At 41.5% G+C, this 17229-nt stretch carries 16 protein-coding genes and 1 pseudogene; 5 read left to right on the top strand and 12 right to left on the bottom strand.

Annotated features, from left to right (window positions below):
• Nucleotides 1-26: 26 nt before the first annotated feature.
• A complete protein-coding gene (locus tag BV902_RS22940; protein WP_157626201.1) occupies nucleotides 27-680 on the top strand; it encodes a hypothetical protein in 654 nt (217 codons plus the stop codon).
• Nucleotides 681-687: 7 nt separating this feature from the next.
• Nucleotides 688-1827 (top strand): cytochrome-c peroxidase, encoded by a 1140-nt coding sequence (locus BV902_RS22945; protein ID WP_088162727.1) that lies wholly within the window; start codon nucleotides 688-690, stop codon nucleotides 1825-1827.
• Nucleotides 1828-2005: 178 nt separating this feature from the next.
• On the opposite strand, the gene BV902_RS27850 is transcribed toward BV902_RS22945, so the two are convergent.
• The 9 genes from BV902_RS27850 to BV902_RS22980 form a co-directional block, all read right to left on the bottom strand.
• Nucleotides 2006-4102 (bottom strand): M1 family metallopeptidase, encoded by a 2097-nt coding sequence (locus BV902_RS27850; protein WP_216640399.1) that lies wholly within the window; start codon nucleotides 4100-4102, stop codon nucleotides 2006-2008.
• Nucleotides 4069-5649, bottom strand: coding sequence for an ABC transporter permease (locus tag BV902_RS27855; protein ID WP_216640400.1), 1581 nt, complete (start codon nucleotides 5647-5649; stop codon nucleotides 4069-4071). Before BV902_RS27855 ends, BV902_RS27850 begins: the two co-directional genes overlap by 34 nt.
• Complete coding sequence (locus BV902_RS22955; RefSeq protein ID WP_075993939.1) at nucleotides 5642-6526, bottom strand: ABC transporter ATP-binding protein; 885 nt, start codon at nucleotides 6524-6526, stop codon at nucleotides 5642-5644. Before BV902_RS22955 ends, BV902_RS27855 begins: the two co-directional genes overlap by 8 nt.
• Nucleotides 6527-6723: 197 nt before the next feature.
• Nucleotides 6724-7230 carry a dimethylarginine dimethylaminohydrolase family protein gene (locus tag BV902_RS27860; protein ID WP_216640401.1) on the bottom strand — a complete coding sequence of 169 codons (507 nt, stop codon included), beginning with the start codon at nucleotides 7228-7230 and terminating at the stop codon, nucleotides 6724-6726.
• A complete protein-coding gene (locus BV902_RS27865; RefSeq protein ID WP_216640402.1) occupies nucleotides 7185-7691 on the bottom strand; it encodes a hypothetical protein in 507 nt (168 codons plus the stop codon). The genes BV902_RS27860 and BV902_RS27865 overlap by 46 nt, the downstream gene beginning before the upstream one ends.
• A 67-nt stretch (nucleotides 7692-7758) precedes the next feature.
• Nucleotides 7759-8160 carry a VOC family protein gene (locus tag BV902_RS22965; protein WP_172840735.1) on the bottom strand — a complete coding sequence of 134 codons (402 nt, stop codon included), beginning with the start codon at nucleotides 8158-8160 and terminating at the stop codon, nucleotides 7759-7761.
• Nucleotides 8161-8169: 9 nt separating this feature from the next.
• The gene (locus tag BV902_RS22970; RefSeq protein ID WP_075993941.1) at nucleotides 8170-8619 is read right to left on the bottom strand and encodes an SRPBCC family protein; all 450 of its coding nucleotides are present in this window, start codon (nucleotides 8617-8619) and stop codon (nucleotides 8170-8172) included.
• A gap of 94 nt (nucleotides 8620-8713) precedes the next feature.
• Nucleotides 8714-9136 carry a DoxX family protein gene (locus BV902_RS22975; protein WP_075993942.1) on the bottom strand — a complete coding sequence of 141 codons (423 nt, stop codon included), beginning with the start codon at nucleotides 9134-9136 and terminating at the stop codon, nucleotides 8714-8716.
• A gap of 62 nt (nucleotides 9137-9198) precedes the next feature.
• Nucleotides 9199-9621, bottom strand: a complete 423-nt coding sequence (locus BV902_RS22980) for an SRPBCC family protein (RefSeq protein ID WP_075993943.1) — start codon at nucleotides 9619-9621, stop codon at nucleotides 9199-9201.
• Between the two features lie 135 nt (nucleotides 9622-9756).
• Between BV902_RS22980 and BV902_RS22985 the strand changes: the two are divergent.
• Nucleotides 9757-10745, top strand: a pseudogene (locus BV902_RS22985) (GlxA family transcriptional regulator).
• Between the two features lie 62 nt (nucleotides 10746-10807).
• Here BV902_RS22985 and BV902_RS22990 read toward each other — a convergent pair.
• The 3 genes from BV902_RS22990 to BV902_RS23000 form a co-directional block, all read right to left on the bottom strand.
• Complete coding sequence (locus BV902_RS22990; RefSeq protein WP_075994945.1) at nucleotides 10808-12562, bottom strand: DUF885 domain-containing protein; 1755 nt, start codon at nucleotides 12560-12562, stop codon at nucleotides 10808-10810.
• Between the two features lie 68 nt (nucleotides 12563-12630).
• The gene (gene mgtA / locus BV902_RS22995; RefSeq protein WP_216640403.1) at nucleotides 12631-15330 is read right to left on the bottom strand and encodes a magnesium-translocating P-type ATPase; all 2700 of its coding nucleotides are present in this window, start codon (nucleotides 15328-15330) and stop codon (nucleotides 12631-12633) included.
• A 73-nt stretch (nucleotides 15331-15403) separates the two neighbouring features.
• Nucleotides 15404-16108: an MgtC/SapB family protein gene (locus BV902_RS23000; RefSeq protein ID WP_075993944.1), complete on the bottom strand. Its 705-nt coding sequence runs from the start codon at nucleotides 16106-16108 to the stop codon at nucleotides 15404-15406.
• A 224-nt stretch (nucleotides 16109-16332) separates the two neighbouring features.
• Here BV902_RS23000 and BV902_RS23005 point away from each other — a divergent pair, with 224 nt between their 5' ends.
• Nucleotides 16333-16809, top strand: coding sequence for a carboxymuconolactone decarboxylase family protein (locus BV902_RS23005; RefSeq protein WP_075993945.1), 477 nt, complete (start codon nucleotides 16333-16335; stop codon nucleotides 16807-16809).
• 40 nt (nucleotides 16810-16849) lie between these two features.
• Nucleotides 16850-17188, top strand: a complete 339-nt coding sequence (locus BV902_RS23010) for a YciI family protein (RefSeq protein ID WP_075993946.1) — start codon at nucleotides 16850-16852, stop codon at nucleotides 17186-17188.
• Nucleotides 17189-17229 lie beyond the last annotated feature (41 nt).

The following is a 17229-nucleotide window of genomic DNA, read 5'->3' on the forward strand; positions in this document are numbered from 1 at the left end:
TAAAACACAAATTAATAAAACAACACATGAACAGTTTAAAAGCAATCCTTAAGTTATCCAAGCTCGTCACTATTTTCAGCATCTTATTTTTTACCATGTCCTGTAGCAAGGACAGTACCGTGACTCCTGAGCCCGAGTATGTCCCTAAACCAGATAATAATGCCGTAGCTGCATTTACCAGTACAGATGCTTATTTCGAACTATATATCTATCGCTTCGATGATGTCACACAAACATGGGGCAAACGTATCCGGTCCCACTATCCAACGGTATCTTCAACAGACCCAACCTATATGGGCTTTACCAATCCTTTTGTGACAGATAGCGGGGTAAACCTTTTCCAGATGGTCACGCTTTACAGCGATAAAATCGGCTCAACAAATATCAAAACGGCTGGTATAAATGTCGATCAGGTATTGCAATTTCTACCAGATGAGAATAATAATAAAATTGGTAAAGTGACTGTAAAAGAACAACAGGTCAAAATCTATAAGAAAACCGAATCCGCAGAAGAACGGAAAGATATGGAGTTCTTTGAGGTTGGTATCAGTGGCTCGGGAACCTATGATCTAAATGAAGGTGTAATCGACTTGGAAGTGAATTTTAACGAGTCTGCGATCGGAGGAGCAAATAAGATAATCCGTAAATACAAACTGAGTACCAAAGCGTTAGAACTATAAACAACGAATGATACGAAGAGTACTTGTATTTGGTTTATTGGGAGTCGTCTTGATCTTGCTGGCTTTTGTGCAGGATCAGGATATTCCTGATATTGCGCTATGGCGCAGATTGTATGCTTCCGGCGACAGCAGGCAATGGCCGACTCCCCACCTAGATGATGATGTAAAAACAAATTTTGTGGATATCGGATCACTGCCCGATGTAGAATACCCTTTGGACAATCCCTTTTCCAAGGAAAAGTCAGCGCTGGGAAAATTATTGTTTTTCGATCCCAGACTTTCAGCGACCAAACAGCTGGCCTGCGCAAGCTGCCACGATCCGCAGCTGGGCTGGGGCGATGGCAAAAGCTTAGCAAATGGGCACAATCGACGGGTAGGAAAGCGAAATGCAATGACCTTGTATAATGTTGGATACTACCATACTTTCTTTTGGGATGGACGATCTCCCTCCTTGGAAGCCCAGGTATTATTCCCATTGACCGATAGCGTTGAGATGAACACCGCTCCCGAAGTAGCTGTACGTCATATTCAGGCAATAGCCGGTTACAGGCCTTTGTTCAAATCAGCCTTTGGAGACAGTACGATCAGTATCTCGCGCATTCAACAGGCTATTGCAACTTTTGAGCGCGGCATTCGTAGCTACAACAGCAAATTTGACCGCTTTATTAAAGGAAATAAAGATGCCATGACGGATGACGAGGTCTGGGGGCTTCATCTTTTTCGGACTAAAGCACGCTGCATCAACTGCCACAATACACCGTTATTTTCAGATAATCAGTTCCATAATGATGGTCAAACATTATATGGTACCAGGCAGCAGGACTTTGGACATTACCATATCAGTGGCAAGCAGGAAGATATAGGTGCATTTCGAACGCCCTCTTTACGGGAAATCACCCTTACAGGACCTTGGATGCACCATGGTAATTTTCCAACATTACTGGACGTCGTACAACTTTATAATCTCGGTAATCCTGAACCGATACAGCGTAGCGTTACGATAGATCCTAAAACCAAACCCATTCATTCGGCGAAGCTGAAAAAGCTGAACCTCACAAATGAAGAAATTAATGCTGTGCTTAAATTTCTAGGGGCTATCAGTAGCAGTACACAACAGCGTATAGCGATGCCAAAATTGCCCGAATAAACCAAAATAAATAAAAAGAGAAATCCAGCATTAATACGAAGATAAATAAGGTGTCAACCTAGTCTTCTTAAAATAACATGTGCTTATCGCTTTAAATGAACAGCGTAAAAAACGAAGGCAGCACAAAGCCATAAAAAAATCCCCATCGCATGATGGGGATTTTTTTACCGGGCTCTCCTTATATTTCCTTTCGATTATCGTCCGATTCAATATCGATCAGTTTATTGTAAGGATCTATACCTACCTGTTCGGGTTTTTGATCAACAATCAGCGTCATCGTATTGTTGATTCGATCGATTTTATGCTTTTTTAGATAAAGCTCCTGACGTTTATTACCGTCTTTGCTTTTCTTATCCGAGAAAACACCTACCTCGATATAGTCTGCCAATGGCAATGATTTCAGAGTCACACGATCTGATTTCTTAAAGGACAGCGGCTGCCCACCTTCGTCATTGTAACTCTTTTTCCCATTGCCATCTACGCGGTACTTGGACACTTCAAATTGGATATCAACCTGGTATTTACCATCCTTAAGTTTCTTTGAACTTACTTTTTCTATTTTATTGTTATACAGGGTGATCGTTTCAAACATATCTTTAATCAGGTAACGTAATGAGTCAGGAGTCGCCTGTCTAAAACTATCCACAAACTCTGATGAAGTTGTATATGGTGGGTTTTGAAACGCTGTACGTTGTAAATAAGATTGGGCTGTCCTGTTAAAAAGATCCTCGCCCAGATAATCGCTCAAGGCATAAAGCACCAGGGATCCCTTTTGGTAATGGATGTACATTTGATTTTCATTATACATCAACGGCTTTTCACCTAGTTTTTCGGCACTTCGTCCTTGCAAATAGCCATCGAGCGCATCTTTGAGAAACTTACGCATCTGCCCTTTACCATATCTTTTTTCCAAAACCTTGAGCGATGAATATTCAGACATACTTTCGGACATCAATGTAGCCCCTTGCACATTGGCTCCTACCACTTGATGTGCCCACCACTGATGTGCAATCTCATGGGCTGTTACCGCGTAGGGATAATCGACCGCATCTTCTTTCTTCTCATTGACATCAGCAATAAAACCGATCGCTTCAGAAAAAGGAATTGTATTTGCAAAGGACTGCGCGAAAGTTCCCGCTGTGCGCGGAAATTCAATAATACGCAATTGTCGATGCGGGTAAGCACTGTATTCTTTCGTATAGTAAGCCAAAGAAGCCTTACTGGAAGCCATCATCCGATCGAGGTTATAGGTATGCCCCTTATGGTAATAAATCTCCAAATTTACCCCGTTCCACTTATCTTTTTTGACTTCATATTCGGCCGAATTAAATGCAAAAAAGTTCAGGATTTCCGAATCCATTTTATATTGATAGTACTTACGACCATCTTTCTCCCATTGTTTTGTGAGATAGCCCGGAGCAATAGCCAACTGATTCTTGGCCGTACTTACTGTAGCTTCAAAACGGATCCAATCGGCATCGTTGGATATATAGTTATTCTGCAGGGCCCTTTTGTCAGTCTGCGGAGCCATTCTATCACGATACGGAAGTCCATATTTTTTGCGGACATCATTGTCTACCAACTCGCCACGGTCAAGATAGCCTATATTCGGGAAAAGCATATTGTTGATAAACGTACCATTGCCCTTCACAGGCGACTTTTCATTTATCCAGGTATTGGCCGGACTAACAGTACTAAATTTCAACACAATAGAATCGCCCGGAGCCATAGGCTTCTCGAGTTTATAAATATTGAAATTATATTTATCGTCGGCAGAAATCAATTTATTTGGTACACTTAAAGAAAATATATAATCGTAATTATTGTAATTGACAAAAATAGAATCAATAGGCATATTGGTCTTGTTTTTCAATACATAGTCCGCATGCGCTTTAAAACTTCGCGTATCGGGAAAAATATCCAGATTAAACTTAATATCCACGACACGGGGCTGCGGCCTGTACTGATACTTCTTATATTTCTTTTCCCATTCTACAGCTTGTTTTTCATGATCTAAACTGGTATAATATGGATTTTTAATGTGGTTTTCGTAATATATTGCAGCACCGATGCCAATAAAGCCCGCAAAGGCAAAAATGAGCAGCGCCGTTGTTACCGGTCCCAAATTCGCCTTAAAAATACCCCAACGCTCCCTAACTCCCGAAAAACCACCTCTTCGCCATAACAGCAGGGCGATGACAGCAAAAAACACCGCAAAAAGCAGCCAATAAACCCGATACGTTAAAAACGGAAGAACATAGCCGAATCCATCCATATCCGAGTAATCCAGATCTGTCCCTGATTAAACTGATAGATCTCCTGTTCTACACCGACCATGGATAAAAAGGGTAATCCAATAAAGAGGGTCAATAACACAAAAAATCCAGCCAGGTAATTTTTGAAAAGCGTATGTACAAAAAGTGAAATAAATAGCCATACCAAATTTGACAACATACCATACACCATCAGATGCATCACATATTGTCCAATTTCAAAATTATAATAGTGATGGTACACCTGAAACCCCATGCAGGTCGCAATCACAACGGCCAGCAAAGTCAATTGCATCAAAAGAATTGCGATAATCTTCGACCCCATAAAAGCCCAGTTGGGCGTCGCTGTTGTATCCAACAATCCTCCCATCCGCGTAATGCTGCCGCGGTGGACAAGAAGTCCCGTAAAAAGAAACGTCAGGATCAGCAGGAAAAACTTAAACGTAGTCCCCGGGATCATCAGCATTTTCCAGGTCACCGGATAAGTCGACGTTCCGAATATCGAGCCAATGGTGCTTGCCATCAAGATAATGAACAATACTCCTACCAAAGTCAATATTAAAAACACCGGATTTTTGACGATATAGCGATAGTCGTACCGTGCCATTGTCCATGTCGTTTTCAAATAATGAAAGGTCGAAAAATCATAGTTTACTTTAGGCAGATTGATTTTGAAGATACTATCAAAGTTATTTTTGGTTAAACGGGCTCCTTTTTTCGATGATTTAAAGGAAATCGAATGTTGTGAAAAAGAAAACAACATATAAAATCCGCCAATGAATAAGGCTGCGACAGCGAGCCATATTAACCGGTTATAAATAACAGCTCCGGTAAAGGGAAGATTATTGACATTCTTCTCATCTGGAGACCAGTATTGGGTATAGTATGAGATGGCACTATCCCCAAAAGGATCTATCAATGCCCCCACAAAACGATTGTCCATATTGTTCGCCAGATTCTGAACCAGCACCTGAAGAATAATAAGGATCAACACCGCGACAAAACCAACGTATACGTTTCGTGTCAATGTTACCAGCACAAAGATAATTGCACTAAAAATAATGAGATTTGGGATAACCTGTACAAGATAGGTCTGTAAATATGCCCAAACATGAATTGGTCCCAATAAGGATTGATTGATACCCGGCACGAATTGTGCGACGATAATACCCAAGGTTGAAGCAAATACAATAACCAATACAACAGCTACTGATCCAAAGAATTTACCGAGTAGATAGTCCGTTTTTGAGAAAGGGTAACTGAAAAGTATCGTATGCACCTGGTATTGAAAATCCCGGTAGACGCAGGCTCCAACGATGGACGGTATCAAAAAATAGATAATAGTCGACATGCCATTAACCATACCATTAATCGCCCATGGAGAGTTCATAATGGTGTTGGACGAAGTCGTTGCCGTTATACCATCAAAAATACCGAGCGAAGACAGCATAATAAACAACGAAAGCGCAAAGAAGAGTGCCATATAGATGTAGACGGCAGAACTCTTAAACCAACGCGCAAACTCAAAATGAAAGATGGCTTTAAACATGGCGTTGATCATTTTTTAGCGCTACAAAATAGACATCCTCCAATTGGCCTTGAGCGTTCACAAATGATTCATCGGGACGCACATCGCTGTACACCCGAATATTGAGTGTGTTGTCCTGATTGTAATTGGTTGAAATAACGTTATATTTTTGTGTATACTCATCCAGTTGATCCCGACTGATGATACGTACCCAGATTTTACCATCCAATTGATCGATGGATTCTTTAGGAGTGCCTCTCAAAAGAATCTTTCCCCCATTCAAAATGGCCAACTCATGACACAGTTCACGCACATCATCCACAATATGCGTAGAAAAAATGACGGTATGATCTGTACCTATTTCTCGTAGAACGTTCAAAAAGCGATGTCTTTCCGCGGGGTCAAGCCCTGCAGTCGGTTCATCTACAATGATTAACTTGGGATCATTCAGCAACAATTGCGCAATACCAAAACGTTGCTTCATCCCGCCCGAGTAACCACTTACGCTTTTATTGCGTACGTCCCAAAGATTGGTAACCTCAAGAACACGGTTGATAATGGCATCCCGATCGGCTTTCGATTTAATTCCTTTAAGCTTTGCAAAATATTGCAGCAGATCTGATGCAGAGAGATTGGGATAAACACCAAATTCCTGTGGCAAATAACCCAAAACTTTCCGCAAATCGAGCTGATTTTTGAGTACATCAATATCACCAAAAGTAATACGGCCACTGTCGGGTTTCTGAAGTGTCGCAATTGTCCGCATTAAAGAAGACTTGCCAGCACCATTTGGTCCCAGTAAACCAAACATCCCGGGCTTAATTTCTAAGTTTACGCCATCTAAAGCTTTTACTCCATTAGAATAGGTCTTACTAAGGGTCTCTATGGATAAATTCATAATTTATTTTAACTGTTAATAATATGTTAGTATACCAAAACAAGGATATGTTACATCAAGATAGTAAAAGTTAAAAACAAACGAAAATGAAAGGTTTCCAATGGACACATCTGCAGGCAAAAAAACTGTTTTTGCTTTTGGACAAATACCTTAAAAAGATGAGTCTCCAAGCGGGTCAGATAGCATTAAAAGATCTACTAAAAACTTCGCAATAATGGCTGTGTACTACATCGAAAGGATCCGCCAAAGCTACGGCTGATCCGGAAATCAATGTATTCAACATGGACACCACAAGCGGAGAGCTTATCTCCAATATAGCCAAAAACAGGATCTGTCACATAGACTGTCGGATTAATAGGCAGACCATTGGTTGCTAGCAAGCTCGCCTCCTTCAAATTGACCACAATTTTGTCCCATGTTTTCAGTTTTTGGGGTATCCCATAGGGTAATGCTTCCTCACAAACGATCATCAATCCTTCGCGGATCAGTCCTAGTGCACAGTCCAAATGAAGTATATTGGGATGAAGTTTCAACTCTTCAACCTGATAACCATAAGGCTGTAATAGTTTAGAGAGCCACTTAATCCCTAGGCTGTTCGAGGAAAGCCCAGAGTTGCCGACAAAAATATGTTTACCGTATACCAGGATGTCGCCTCCTTCTAGAAAAGGGCCATGCCATAATCCCAACTCCTCCTGCTCCGCCATGGCGGTCTTGGCGCAGCCACATAAAGGCAGTCACTTTGATAAACTTCACGTTCCAACACATCCCGGATGGGCCATATTTCATTGCGGCGCTGCATAAAACGGATTGACCCCTCAATAACGGCATTTCCGATGGTGAAAAATGGGTCTCGGACAAAGAAATTAGAATAACCGTGTTCTCCTCCGGATACTTTTTCAAGTGTTGTTAGGTTACGTGGCCGCAACACTTCAACGCCATATTTCTCCAACAGCAAAGCAAAATTATTGCGCTCTTGTTCCCATGCCTTTTGCAATTCGGGATACACTTCTCCAAAATCTTTTCCTGCATTGGCATCGTCTCCCTCCAGCGCAGTGGAAGATAAAAACCGAAGATCTTCAACCTTCATCATTTCCGGAAAGCCAAATTCAGAAACCGTAAGAATAACTTTCTTTAAAGGGGCAAACTCATTTTCTACAAAGATCATAGCACTGATTTTAAGTCCAATTTGCTTTTTTTTTATCAAAAAAAACAAATGTATAGGAAAGCGGAATCTAAATTCCTAGAACCCAGCGCACATTGAACAAATCAGTTACTTCAATAAATTTCTGCTGCAAATCAAAATCTATTCTTCTTTTTTGTTGGGATGTAAGTCTTTCAATCAATTCCCCACGTTCGGAAATATCCTGACAGGGCAAAAACACAGCGACGTAGTTTCCCACTCTCCGTCCCTCGTTGTGCACCAAATCAGAGCCGTAAATTGCGATAGGTCCGGAAATAAGAGTGGCACTCACTACAGGCATTTCAGCACAGCCCTGCAAGGGTTGGTCGAACATATCAAAATGTAACGTTCCCCCAAAACAGGTCTGATAAAACGTAAGTGCCGCTCTACAATTTCCTGAGAATGTAATGAAAATTCCGCTTTGCAAGCGTTCCATTGGCTGAACTAACATCATATCAATTGGCTATGCATCCGGTATTTCAGGCTCTACAAGTTTTCTCATTTTTTCCAACGACTCTTGCCATCCAAGGTAGCACATCTCGACAGGAATAACCTCAGGAATTCCAGTCTGTTCAATCTTAAGTTCTGTACCACACATCACTTTACGCAAGGAGACAGTGGTAGTCATTTCACCCGGTAAATTGGGATCATCAAATCGATCCACGTACTTGATAAAAGTATCTTGTTCAATCTCAAGGTACTCACCACCAAAAGAATGGCTATGACCGGTACTAAAATTAATGAAGGTCATTTTGAAACTTCCGCCTACTTTAAAATCCATTTGCTGTACGGTACAGACAAAACCATAAGGAGGCAGCCAGCTGGCATGTGCTATCGGATCTGCGAAAGCACGGAACACCTTTTCAGGACTCGCCTGAATAATTCGATGTAAAGAAACCTGATTCGTTTTCATATCTATATTGTTTATAAGTGAATAACTATTGCTTATTTTTTGTTTTACTCGCTCTCAGTACATTCTTTCAGTCCAATACAATCCGGTAAACTTGCTACACTACTGAAGTCTGATGATATACTCCTGTACCAACTGTCTCCTTGTTGCTTAAACGAGTAATCTTGGCCTGATAGAAATAAGAAACAGCAAGTATCCCCAATACTAAAATGGGCATCACCATAAATGCTGCATTTTTGTCAACACATGCGTGACTAATAAAAGCAAATATTAAATTGAATGTCAATCCAGCATAGGCCCATTCTTTTAATTTGGTCGGAACCTGCGGTACTGCAATTGCAATAACGCCCAACAGCTTACAGATAATTAAAGCATAGGCAAAATAGTCGGGATATCCCAATGGTTTTGTGCCCGCATTGATATATTGCGGCGCAAATAACAGTGTTCCAAGTGGCATCAGTCCTTCCCAGAGAACTATAAATACCGTTGCTATCCAAAAAGCAATTTTGTTCTTTTTCATTGTATAAGTCGTTTGTGTAAGTGTATAATTTCAGTGATAATCAGCCTTGAATCCTTGAATTACTAATTCGCAGATTCTACATAGTTTAAGAAGTTATTTAAAATAGCCTGCCAGCCCGATTTTTGGAATTCAGGATCATTTTCCTGTTCCGCATCAAAAACTGTTATCACACTGGTTTTCCCTTCCGCTTCGGAGAAAAGCGTATTTACAGTTCTTCCATCGGCCATGGTATATGCAATTTCCTGGTATAAATTTACCGTATGGTAGGTTCCTTCGAAGTCAAATCCGAAGCTTCCATCTTTTGCCTCCATACTATTTTTAAAAGTACCATCCACGCGAAGATCATTTTCACTGCTTGGGCAGTGCCAGCTCGGGTCTGCCGAGTTCCATTGCATAATATCCGTCGGACTGTTCCATAATTTCCATACTTTTTCTACAGGAGCGTTAATCGTTGCTTCAACTGTAATTTTTGTCTGTCTTTCCATTGTTTTCCTATTGTTTATATTGATATAACAAAGATGCAAAGGATCAAAACATTGCGGCTGTTGCAAAGACGACAACTTTAGGGGTAGATTACGACAAAAACTATTTGTACCTTTATGTCATAAACCAAAAATGATATGCAAATCTCTGTTTTTGTTCCCGAATACGGCACTATCGAAGGTATTACCCCTGCATTCAGAACCTTTCATACGGCCAATGAATTTCTAACGGCCTTTGGAAAACAGCCTATTTTTGAAGTCGAATATGTAGGTTTAACGACTTACGTTCCGGCCAATAGCGGGGAGTATACCATCAAGACAAACCGGCTATTACAGGACGTTCAGAAAACAGATCTGCTTATTATACCGCCTATTTTTGGCAACATAGAAAAAGGAATACGTGATAATGCCGAAGCGATCCCTTATTTTACAAAACTGTACCACAAAGGGGCTAGTCTTGCCAGTCTATGTGTGGGTGCTTTCCTGCTCGCTGAGACAGGTCTTTTAGATGGAAAAAAATGTTCGACACACTGGGCACATATCGAAGAGTTCAAGGAAAAATACCCTCACATTGAAATTGAGGATGGCGCTGTGATCACTGAACATGAAAATATCTACAGCAGTGGTGGCGCGAGCAGCTTATGGAATCTGATACTCTATTTAGTGGAAAAGTATTCCGACAGGGAAACAGCCGTACTCATAGCCAAATATTTTGCGCTGGATATCAGCCGGGATAATCAATCGCAATTCGCCATATTCAGAGGCCAACGTAATCATGCTGATCTGGATATCCAACAAGCTCAAGACTATATCGAGAAGAAGTACGAGGAGAAAATTACAGTCGAAGAACTGGCCAATCATGTCAATATTGGGCGGCGAACATTTGAACGGAGATTCAAAGAAGCAACCAACAACACGCCTGTCGAATACCTCCAACGCGTACGCATCGAAGCTGCAAAAAAATTCTTCGAAGCATCACGAAAAAACGTTTCCGAGGTGATGTTTGATGTAGGCTATACCGACACAAAAGCCTTTCGGGATATTTTTCGAAAATTACAGGCCTTACACCAATAGATTATCGAAACAAATTTGCCAAGGTAACTGCTGATGTCGCCATTGAGCAATAAACTGTGATAAACAATAAAGCCACTCCTCTGAGTGGCTTTATCATTGCTCGAATTCCTTATAATTATTTTAACATCATTTCCCGAATATACTTCACGGGTGAATTACCAAAACTTAGGAATTTTTCATTGAACGCCTTCAAATTAAACTGTTTCCCTTCTTTTTGTTTAACAGCTTCCCTAAGGTCATAAATTTCTTTATATCCCGTAAAGTAAGACGTCAGCTGCACACTGCTCACAGACACACGTTTCCATTTACCGGCTGCTTCGGCCTGTTGTTGAAACGCCTCATCAACCAACAAATGCATGGCGTCTTTTTCACTCATATTTTTCACATGGACGCTATAATCGAGTATAGCATTACAAACGGTACGCAGATGCCATTTGTACCACATCAACCACATTTCAGGAGCATTGTCACCGTAACCATTTTCGAGCATCATTTGTTCGGTATAGACAGCCCAGCCCTCAATCATTGCACCATTACCTAAAATACTCTTGATGAGACTCGGCGATTGGTTCGCATACACCAATTGGGTGTAATGCCCCGGAATAGCTTCGTGTATATTCAGTATCTGTAAAATGTAATGGTTATACTCCCGAAGGTAACTCTCTGTTGCCTCTTTGGTCCAGCCTGTTAGACTGCCCACATTGTAATAGGTATTCCCACCTTTATCGTATGGACCAGGTGCACTGATTGAAGCTCCCGCAACACCAGCCATATAAGCAGGCTCTTTGCGCACCACAAGCGGCTTGCTATCATCGATGTACAATAAATCCTTTTGTTTGACAAACGCAACCAGCTTCGGTATCTGTGCTTCGATAGCGGATTGAAACTCTTCTGCTTTAACATGTTTGACAGACAGGGTGTCGATCATCTTTCGAATGACAAGCAAACTATCTGACGGCAAGGATGATTTTCCAAAATATTTAGGCCACAGCTCTTTGCTGATTTTATACATCTCACCATGTAAATAGCTTTTTCTTGCTAGAGCAGCCTGATAAATCTGTTCTGCCGTTGAACCCGATTGGATATCGAAATCAAATTTCTTGTCGTAAAGTTCTTTTCCTAATCTAAAACTTCGCGGAGAAGGATTAGGTGTCACTTTTAAAAATTGAACATATCCGTTGATCGCCGCAATAGCTTGTTGCGAAGCCTTCTGGATGGCCTCCTTTTCTGAAGCCGGCAGATCGGATTTTTTCAGTGAATCCCGTAAATCGCTTTCAAAAACAGATAAACCGCCCAAATTCTGTTGAATTGCCAAATCGGTCAATACCAAGGCCGGATTTTTAAGCTGTCCTTTCGCGGCCTCATAATAGGCTGGAATCTTCGTCAAACGTTGATAAATAGCTTTAAGTCGGGTCGATAATGGTGCATAATTCTCAGCAAGCATAAAAGCGATCGTCCCCCCAACATTGTACGAAGAAGGATTCCACTCATACGCGCGCTCTTTCTCAATAGACCACACATTGGATTCAAGATAGTTTTGAATCAGATGATAATCTGTTTGCTGAGAAAGATTCAAGGTGCTCAGATCAAAACTTTTGAGACTGTCCAAATGTCGCTTTGAAAACTCCATACGTAGTTTTCGCGTATTGGCATCCGGAATTGTCAACAAGGAATCATACTGATGGAACCCAACTTGGGTAGCCCATTCCGGATTTTCTTTCCAAAGCTGCTGAATAAAGCGGTCCTCATACGATTTAAACTTTTCATTCACAGCAGTATCAGCAGCAGATTGTCTGTTATGAGTTCCCGATCCACAGGAAGCCATCAGGCCCAATCCAGCGATAGCAAGGGTATATGTTATAAGTTTCATTGGAGTAATTTGTCTAAAATTAACATTATTGTTGATGAATTTCAGCATTTTACTCCAATAATTTAAAACTATAACCAGGTATGAAATTTTTGGATAAACCAATTTTTGACCCACTGTGTAAGTAAACAATAGCAGACCAAAATGCCGATAAGCCATGGAAAATAAGTCAGAGGCAGTGCTTCCATTTTTAAGGCAGCGGCAAATGGCGTAAACGGCAAAACGACCCCAATAATCATAATTAAACTCGTCAAGGCAACAACCGGTGCAGCAGCCCAGCTTTGAATAAAGGGTATTTTCTTAGTCCTGATCATATGAATAATTAATGTTTGTGAAAGCAATCCCTCTACAAACCAACCAGTCTGAAAGAGTGTTTGATCCGATACCGTATTGGCCTTGAACACGAAAAACAATACCGCAAAAGTGGCGAAATCAAACAATGAACTTATGGGGCCAATAAATAACATAAACTTAGAGACACTACCAGCATCCCATTTCTTTGGCTCGACGATAAATTCCTCATCCATGCTGTCCCAAGGAATAGATACCTGCGATATATCGTAGAGTAGATTTTGAATAAGCAGATGCACCGGCAGCATCGGTAGAAAGGGAAGAAAAGAACTGGCCCCAAGCATACTGAACATATTGCCGAAATTGCTGCTTGCCGTCATCTTGATATATTTAATGATATTTCCAAAAGTTCGACGTCCATAAATAACCCCTTTGCGCAGCACCATAAGATCCTTTTCCAGCAGAATGATATCTGCACTTTCTTTGGTAATGTCAACAGCCGTATCCACACTGATACCCACATCAGCCTCCTTAAGTGCGGCCGCATCATTGATACCATCGCCCATAAAGCCAACCGTATGTCCTTTTTCCCGCAATGCTTTTACAACACGAACTTTTTGAAGAGGGCTCAACTTTGCAAATACTGATACCTCATCAACACATTGATTTAACTCGGTGTCCGGAATGCTATCTAATTCATTTCCATTGACAATCCGATCCACCGGAATGCCGACATCCATACAAATTTTGCGTGTGATAATCTCATTATCTCCTGTCAACACTTTGATCCCGATTCCCAATTTTTGTAAGGATTCAATGGCCGGCTGTGAAGAGGGTTTGGCCGGATCCAAAAAGCCGATAAATCCCGTCAACGTCAATTTCGCTTCATCTGCAACAGCATAGGTCAAGGGGTGAGCACCTTCAAATTCGCGGATGGCAACCAATAAAACACGTAATCCCTCCTCATTCATCTTTTTCGAGGTTTTCAATACAATTTTACGCATCGTATCGTCCATCGGTACAGTACGGTCATTTTCGACATGCAGACTACGGTCATCTCCCGGATCAAAAGCGTGTGTACAAAGCTCAAGCATTTCCTCTACAGCCCCTTTACAGATCAGTAGATGTTTGCCATTATGCTGTTTGAGGACCACAGACATCCGTCGCCGCTGAAAATCAAATGGAATCTCGTCAATTTTCAGATATTGATCCTCCACTTTCAAGTAATCGTGCAATTCGGCATGTTCCAACACAGCCTTATCCATCAAATTCTTGAGACCAGTCTGATGAAAACTATTGAGATAGGCCCATTTGAGCACCTCATCATCTTCGACCCCATACACATTAAGATGTTTTTCCATGACGATCTTGTCCAATGTCAACGTCCCTGTTTTGTCAGTGCACAGAATATCCATGGCACCTATATTCTGGATAGAATTTAACCGCTTGACAATGACTTTACGCTTGCTCATATTGACAGCACCCTTTGCTAGGTTAGCGGTGACAATCATGGGCAGCATTTCGGGAGTTAAACCTACAGCGACAGCAATGGCAAACAGTAGCGCTTCTGTCCAGTTCCCTTTCATCAACCCATTGATCAAGAAGATCAGCGGAACCATGACCAGCATAAAACGGATCAATAAGAAACTCACCTTATTTATACCCTTATCAAAACTTGTTTCGGGACGTTCGCCGGTAATCGATTTGCTGATACTCCCAAAATAGGTGTAGCTTCCTGTCGTTACAATCACGGCTATCGCCGATCCACTAACAACATTGGTCCCCATAAAACAAATATTACAAAGTTCAATAGGTGATTTTTCCGCCGCATTCCGGATAGGCAAATAATTCTTCTCTACCGGAAGCGCCTCTCCAGTCAGCATACTTTCACTCACAAAAAGATCCTTACTCTGAACAATACGGCAATCTGCAGGTATCATATCCCCAGCAGAAAGGTATACAATATCTCCCGGCACCAGTTCGACAATAGGAATCTCTCTTTTCCCTTTAAATTTCCGCAACACTGTTGCCGTAGTTTTGACCATACTTTTTAATTTTTCTGCCGCGGCATTACTTCGATACTCCTGTACAAAACGAAGCAGCGCACTGACCAAAATCATAATAGACACCACAACAACTGTTTTATAATCTCGTTCGCCAACCTCTGGAAGCCCTACATCGATGATAAAGGAAACAGTGGCAATCAATAACAGAATATATATAAAGGGGTTGGCAAAAGATTTCAATAGCTGCACGTACCACTTTGGGGCCTTTTGATGTTTCACCTCATTTAATCCAAATTTCTGTTGACGTTCCTTAGCCATTTCATCTGTAATCCCCTCTCTGCTCGTTTCTAACATCGCGCAGGTAAGTTTTTCATCCTGACTGGCCACCCCCTGCAACTTGGTCACGGTCCCCACATTCATTCCATTGGAACTGATCATATTGTGCAATGGATTCTTTGTTGTTTTATTGTTCATTTTAATCATAACCCTATAGCCCCTTTCATGTTAATTTGCGTAAATCCCGTTCTTATTATAGATCCGATTCTTATTACAGGTCCGACTCTGTACCTATAATTTCCCAGCTTATTTTTGTTACTCTTTCCTCGATGGTCAATCGACTAGCCATCCGTTCGATAAGACTATCTTGCTGACCGATGGCTCTAACGATGGCCCTAATGACAACGCCGTTTGTAGCGAGGGTATCGTCACTCGAAAGCGAAGACAACAACAGTTTTTCGTTACTGCTCAGCATCTGCATCAATAAAACACGAATATGATTTTCGATGTCTATCCCACAGCCTATGGTCAGTAGATATTCGGTTTGTGATGCTGCAGATTTATTAAAAGTCAAGAAGGTCAGTTTCTGCCCGATTGGACGAAAGATTAGGTGTGTAAAAATAATAGCCAGCGCAACGACAAATGCTTGGGCATGCAAACCTAAACCGGAGAGTGCACCTACTGCAGCCGAACACCAAATCGTCGCCGCCGTGTTTAGACCATGCACATTCAAACCGTCCTTCATAATCACACCAGCGCCAAGAAAACCAATTCCGCTGACCACATAAGAAGCAATCCGTCCGGTAGCATCACCGCCAATTTCTATGGAAAGCAGCACAAAAGCTGCTGCTCCCAACGAAACTAAGGTATTTGTCCGAAGCCCCGCATTTTTCTGGCGCCATTGGCGCTCTACTCCCACGGCAGCCCCCAAAAGCAATGCTACAAATAATCGTATGGCAAATTCAAAAACACTCATCTCTTTGTCCTCCTTTGCCTGCAAAGGTGCGCATTCCTACCTCCATGATCCGTTAGAGATCTTTTAGAAAATTATTAGAATTTTATTAGAGAAATAATCAAATTAAAAAACTGTAATACAGCTACTTATAATTTAAGTCTAAAATTTACAGATCAAGCTGTCCAATTTCTTTAACTTCAAGCATTGTTGTGGTGTAAATCAGTTACACTAAAAACAATAAAAAAATGAAACAACGCATCAATTTTTTCGCAAAAGGGCAAAACGCCATGAAATCAATGTATGGAATAGGTACATATCTGAGCAAGTGTTCGATAGAACAAGAGCTTTTGCATCTTATTTATTTCCGTGTATCACAAATCAATGGCTGTGCGTATTGTCTTGACATGCATTCAAAAGATCTACTGGCGACCGGAGATCAACCACAACGATTGTTCTTATTGGATGCCTGGCGGGAAGCACCTCTGTATAGCGAACGTGAACGTGCTGGGCTGGAATGGGCCGAAGCCGTGACGAAAATTACGCATGGTGATGTGTCGGACGAGGTTTATACGAAAGCAACTGCTGTATTTTCGGAAGAAGAACTTATCGACCTGACCTTGGCCATTACAGCGATCAATTCCTATAACAGGATCAATATTTCCTTCCGCACACAAGCAGGAAGCTACAAAGTTGGGCAGCACAAAGTGCAGCCAACCTCATAAACACAAGGTCGATATTTATACGATAGATTAAACCATAAAAATGAAAGATTTCATCTTATTATTTCGTCAGGGGGCCAATGAACCAAGTCAACTGACAGAAGAAGAAGCAAAAGCTGTAAACAAAAGATGGTACGACTGGATTAGTGACATCGATGCGCAAGGTAAACTGAAGGATCATGGCTCCCGTCTTGAGCCAGCCGGAAAGGTATTAAAGCCAGGCGGTATCGTTACGGATGGACCTTTTGTGGAGATTAGGGAAAGACTCGGCGGTTTTATTGTCGTCGCAGCAGACGATCTTGACGAAGCCACAACCTTGGCCCATGGCTGTCCTATACTCGAATTTAATGGTAGTGTAGAGATACGTGCACTGCTCAACTAATCATCATATACGGGGCAGCTGTACACGCGCACAGCCGCCCC

Origin of the sequence: Sphingobacterium sp. B29 (assembly GCF_001952815.1) — a bacterium.
GTDB classification, from domain to species: Bacteria; Bacteroidota; Bacteroidia; order Sphingobacteriales; family Sphingobacteriaceae; genus Sphingobacterium; species Sphingobacterium siyangense.

Bases quoted from the DNA above. Each gene is read 5' to 3' on its own strand.
- BV902_RS22975 (WP_075993942.1), bottom strand. From the start codon at position 9,136: ATGAAAAAGAACAAAATTGCTTTTTGGATAGCAACGGTATTTATAGTT.
- BV902_RS27865 (WP_216640402.1), bottom strand. From the start codon at position 7,691: ATGATCTTTGTAGAAAATGAGTTTGCCCCTTTAAAGAAAGTTATTCTT.
- BV902_RS22980 (WP_075993943.1), bottom strand. From the start codon at position 9,621: ATGGAAAGACAGACAAAAATTACAGTTGAAGCAACGATTAACGCTCCT.
- mgtA (WP_216640403.1), bottom strand. From the start codon at position 15,330: ATGAACAATAAAACAACAAAGAATCCATTGCACAATATGATCAGTTCC.
- BV902_RS22965 (WP_172840735.1), bottom strand. From the start codon at position 8,160: ATGATGTTAGTTCAGCCAATGGAACGCTTGCAAAGCGGAATTTTCATT.
- BV902_RS27860 (WP_216640401.1), bottom strand. From the start codon at position 7,230: ATGGCGGAGCAGGAGGAGTTGGGATTATGGCATGGCCCTTTTCTAGAA.
- BV902_RS27850 (WP_216640399.1), bottom strand. From the start codon at position 4,102: ATGGATGGATTCGGCTATGTTCTTCCGTTTTTAACGTATCGGGTTTAT.
- BV902_RS22990 (WP_075994945.1), bottom strand. From the start codon at position 12,562: ATGAAACTTATAACATATACCCTTGCTATCGCTGGATTGGGCCTGATG.
- BV902_RS22940 (WP_157626201.1), top strand. From the start codon at position 27: ATGAACAGTTTAAAAGCAATCCTTAAGTTATCCAAGCTCGTCACTATT.
- BV902_RS27855 (WP_216640400.1), bottom strand. From the start codon at position 5,649: ATGTTTAAAGCCATCTTTCATTTTGAGTTTGCGCGTTGGTTTAAGAGT.
- BV902_RS22945 (WP_088162727.1), top strand. From the start codon at position 688: ATGATACGAAGAGTACTTGTATTTGGTTTATTGGGAGTCGTCTTGATC.
- BV902_RS22970 (WP_075993941.1), bottom strand. From the start codon at position 8,619: ATGAAAACGAATCAGGTTTCTTTACATCGAATTATTCAGGCGAGTCCT.
- BV902_RS23005 (WP_075993945.1), top strand. From the start codon at position 16,333: ATGAAACAACGCATCAATTTTTTCGCAAAAGGGCAAAACGCCATGAAA.
- BV902_RS23000 (WP_075993944.1), bottom strand. From the start codon at position 16,108: ATGAGTGTTTTTGAATTTGCCATACGATTATTTGTAGCATTGCTTTTG.
- BV902_RS23010 (WP_075993946.1), top strand. From the start codon at position 16,850: ATGAAAGATTTCATCTTATTATTTCGTCAGGGGGCCAATGAACCAAGT.
- BV902_RS22955 (WP_075993939.1), bottom strand. From the start codon at position 6,526: ATGAATTTATCCATAGAGACCCTTAGTAAGACCTATTCTAATGGAGTA.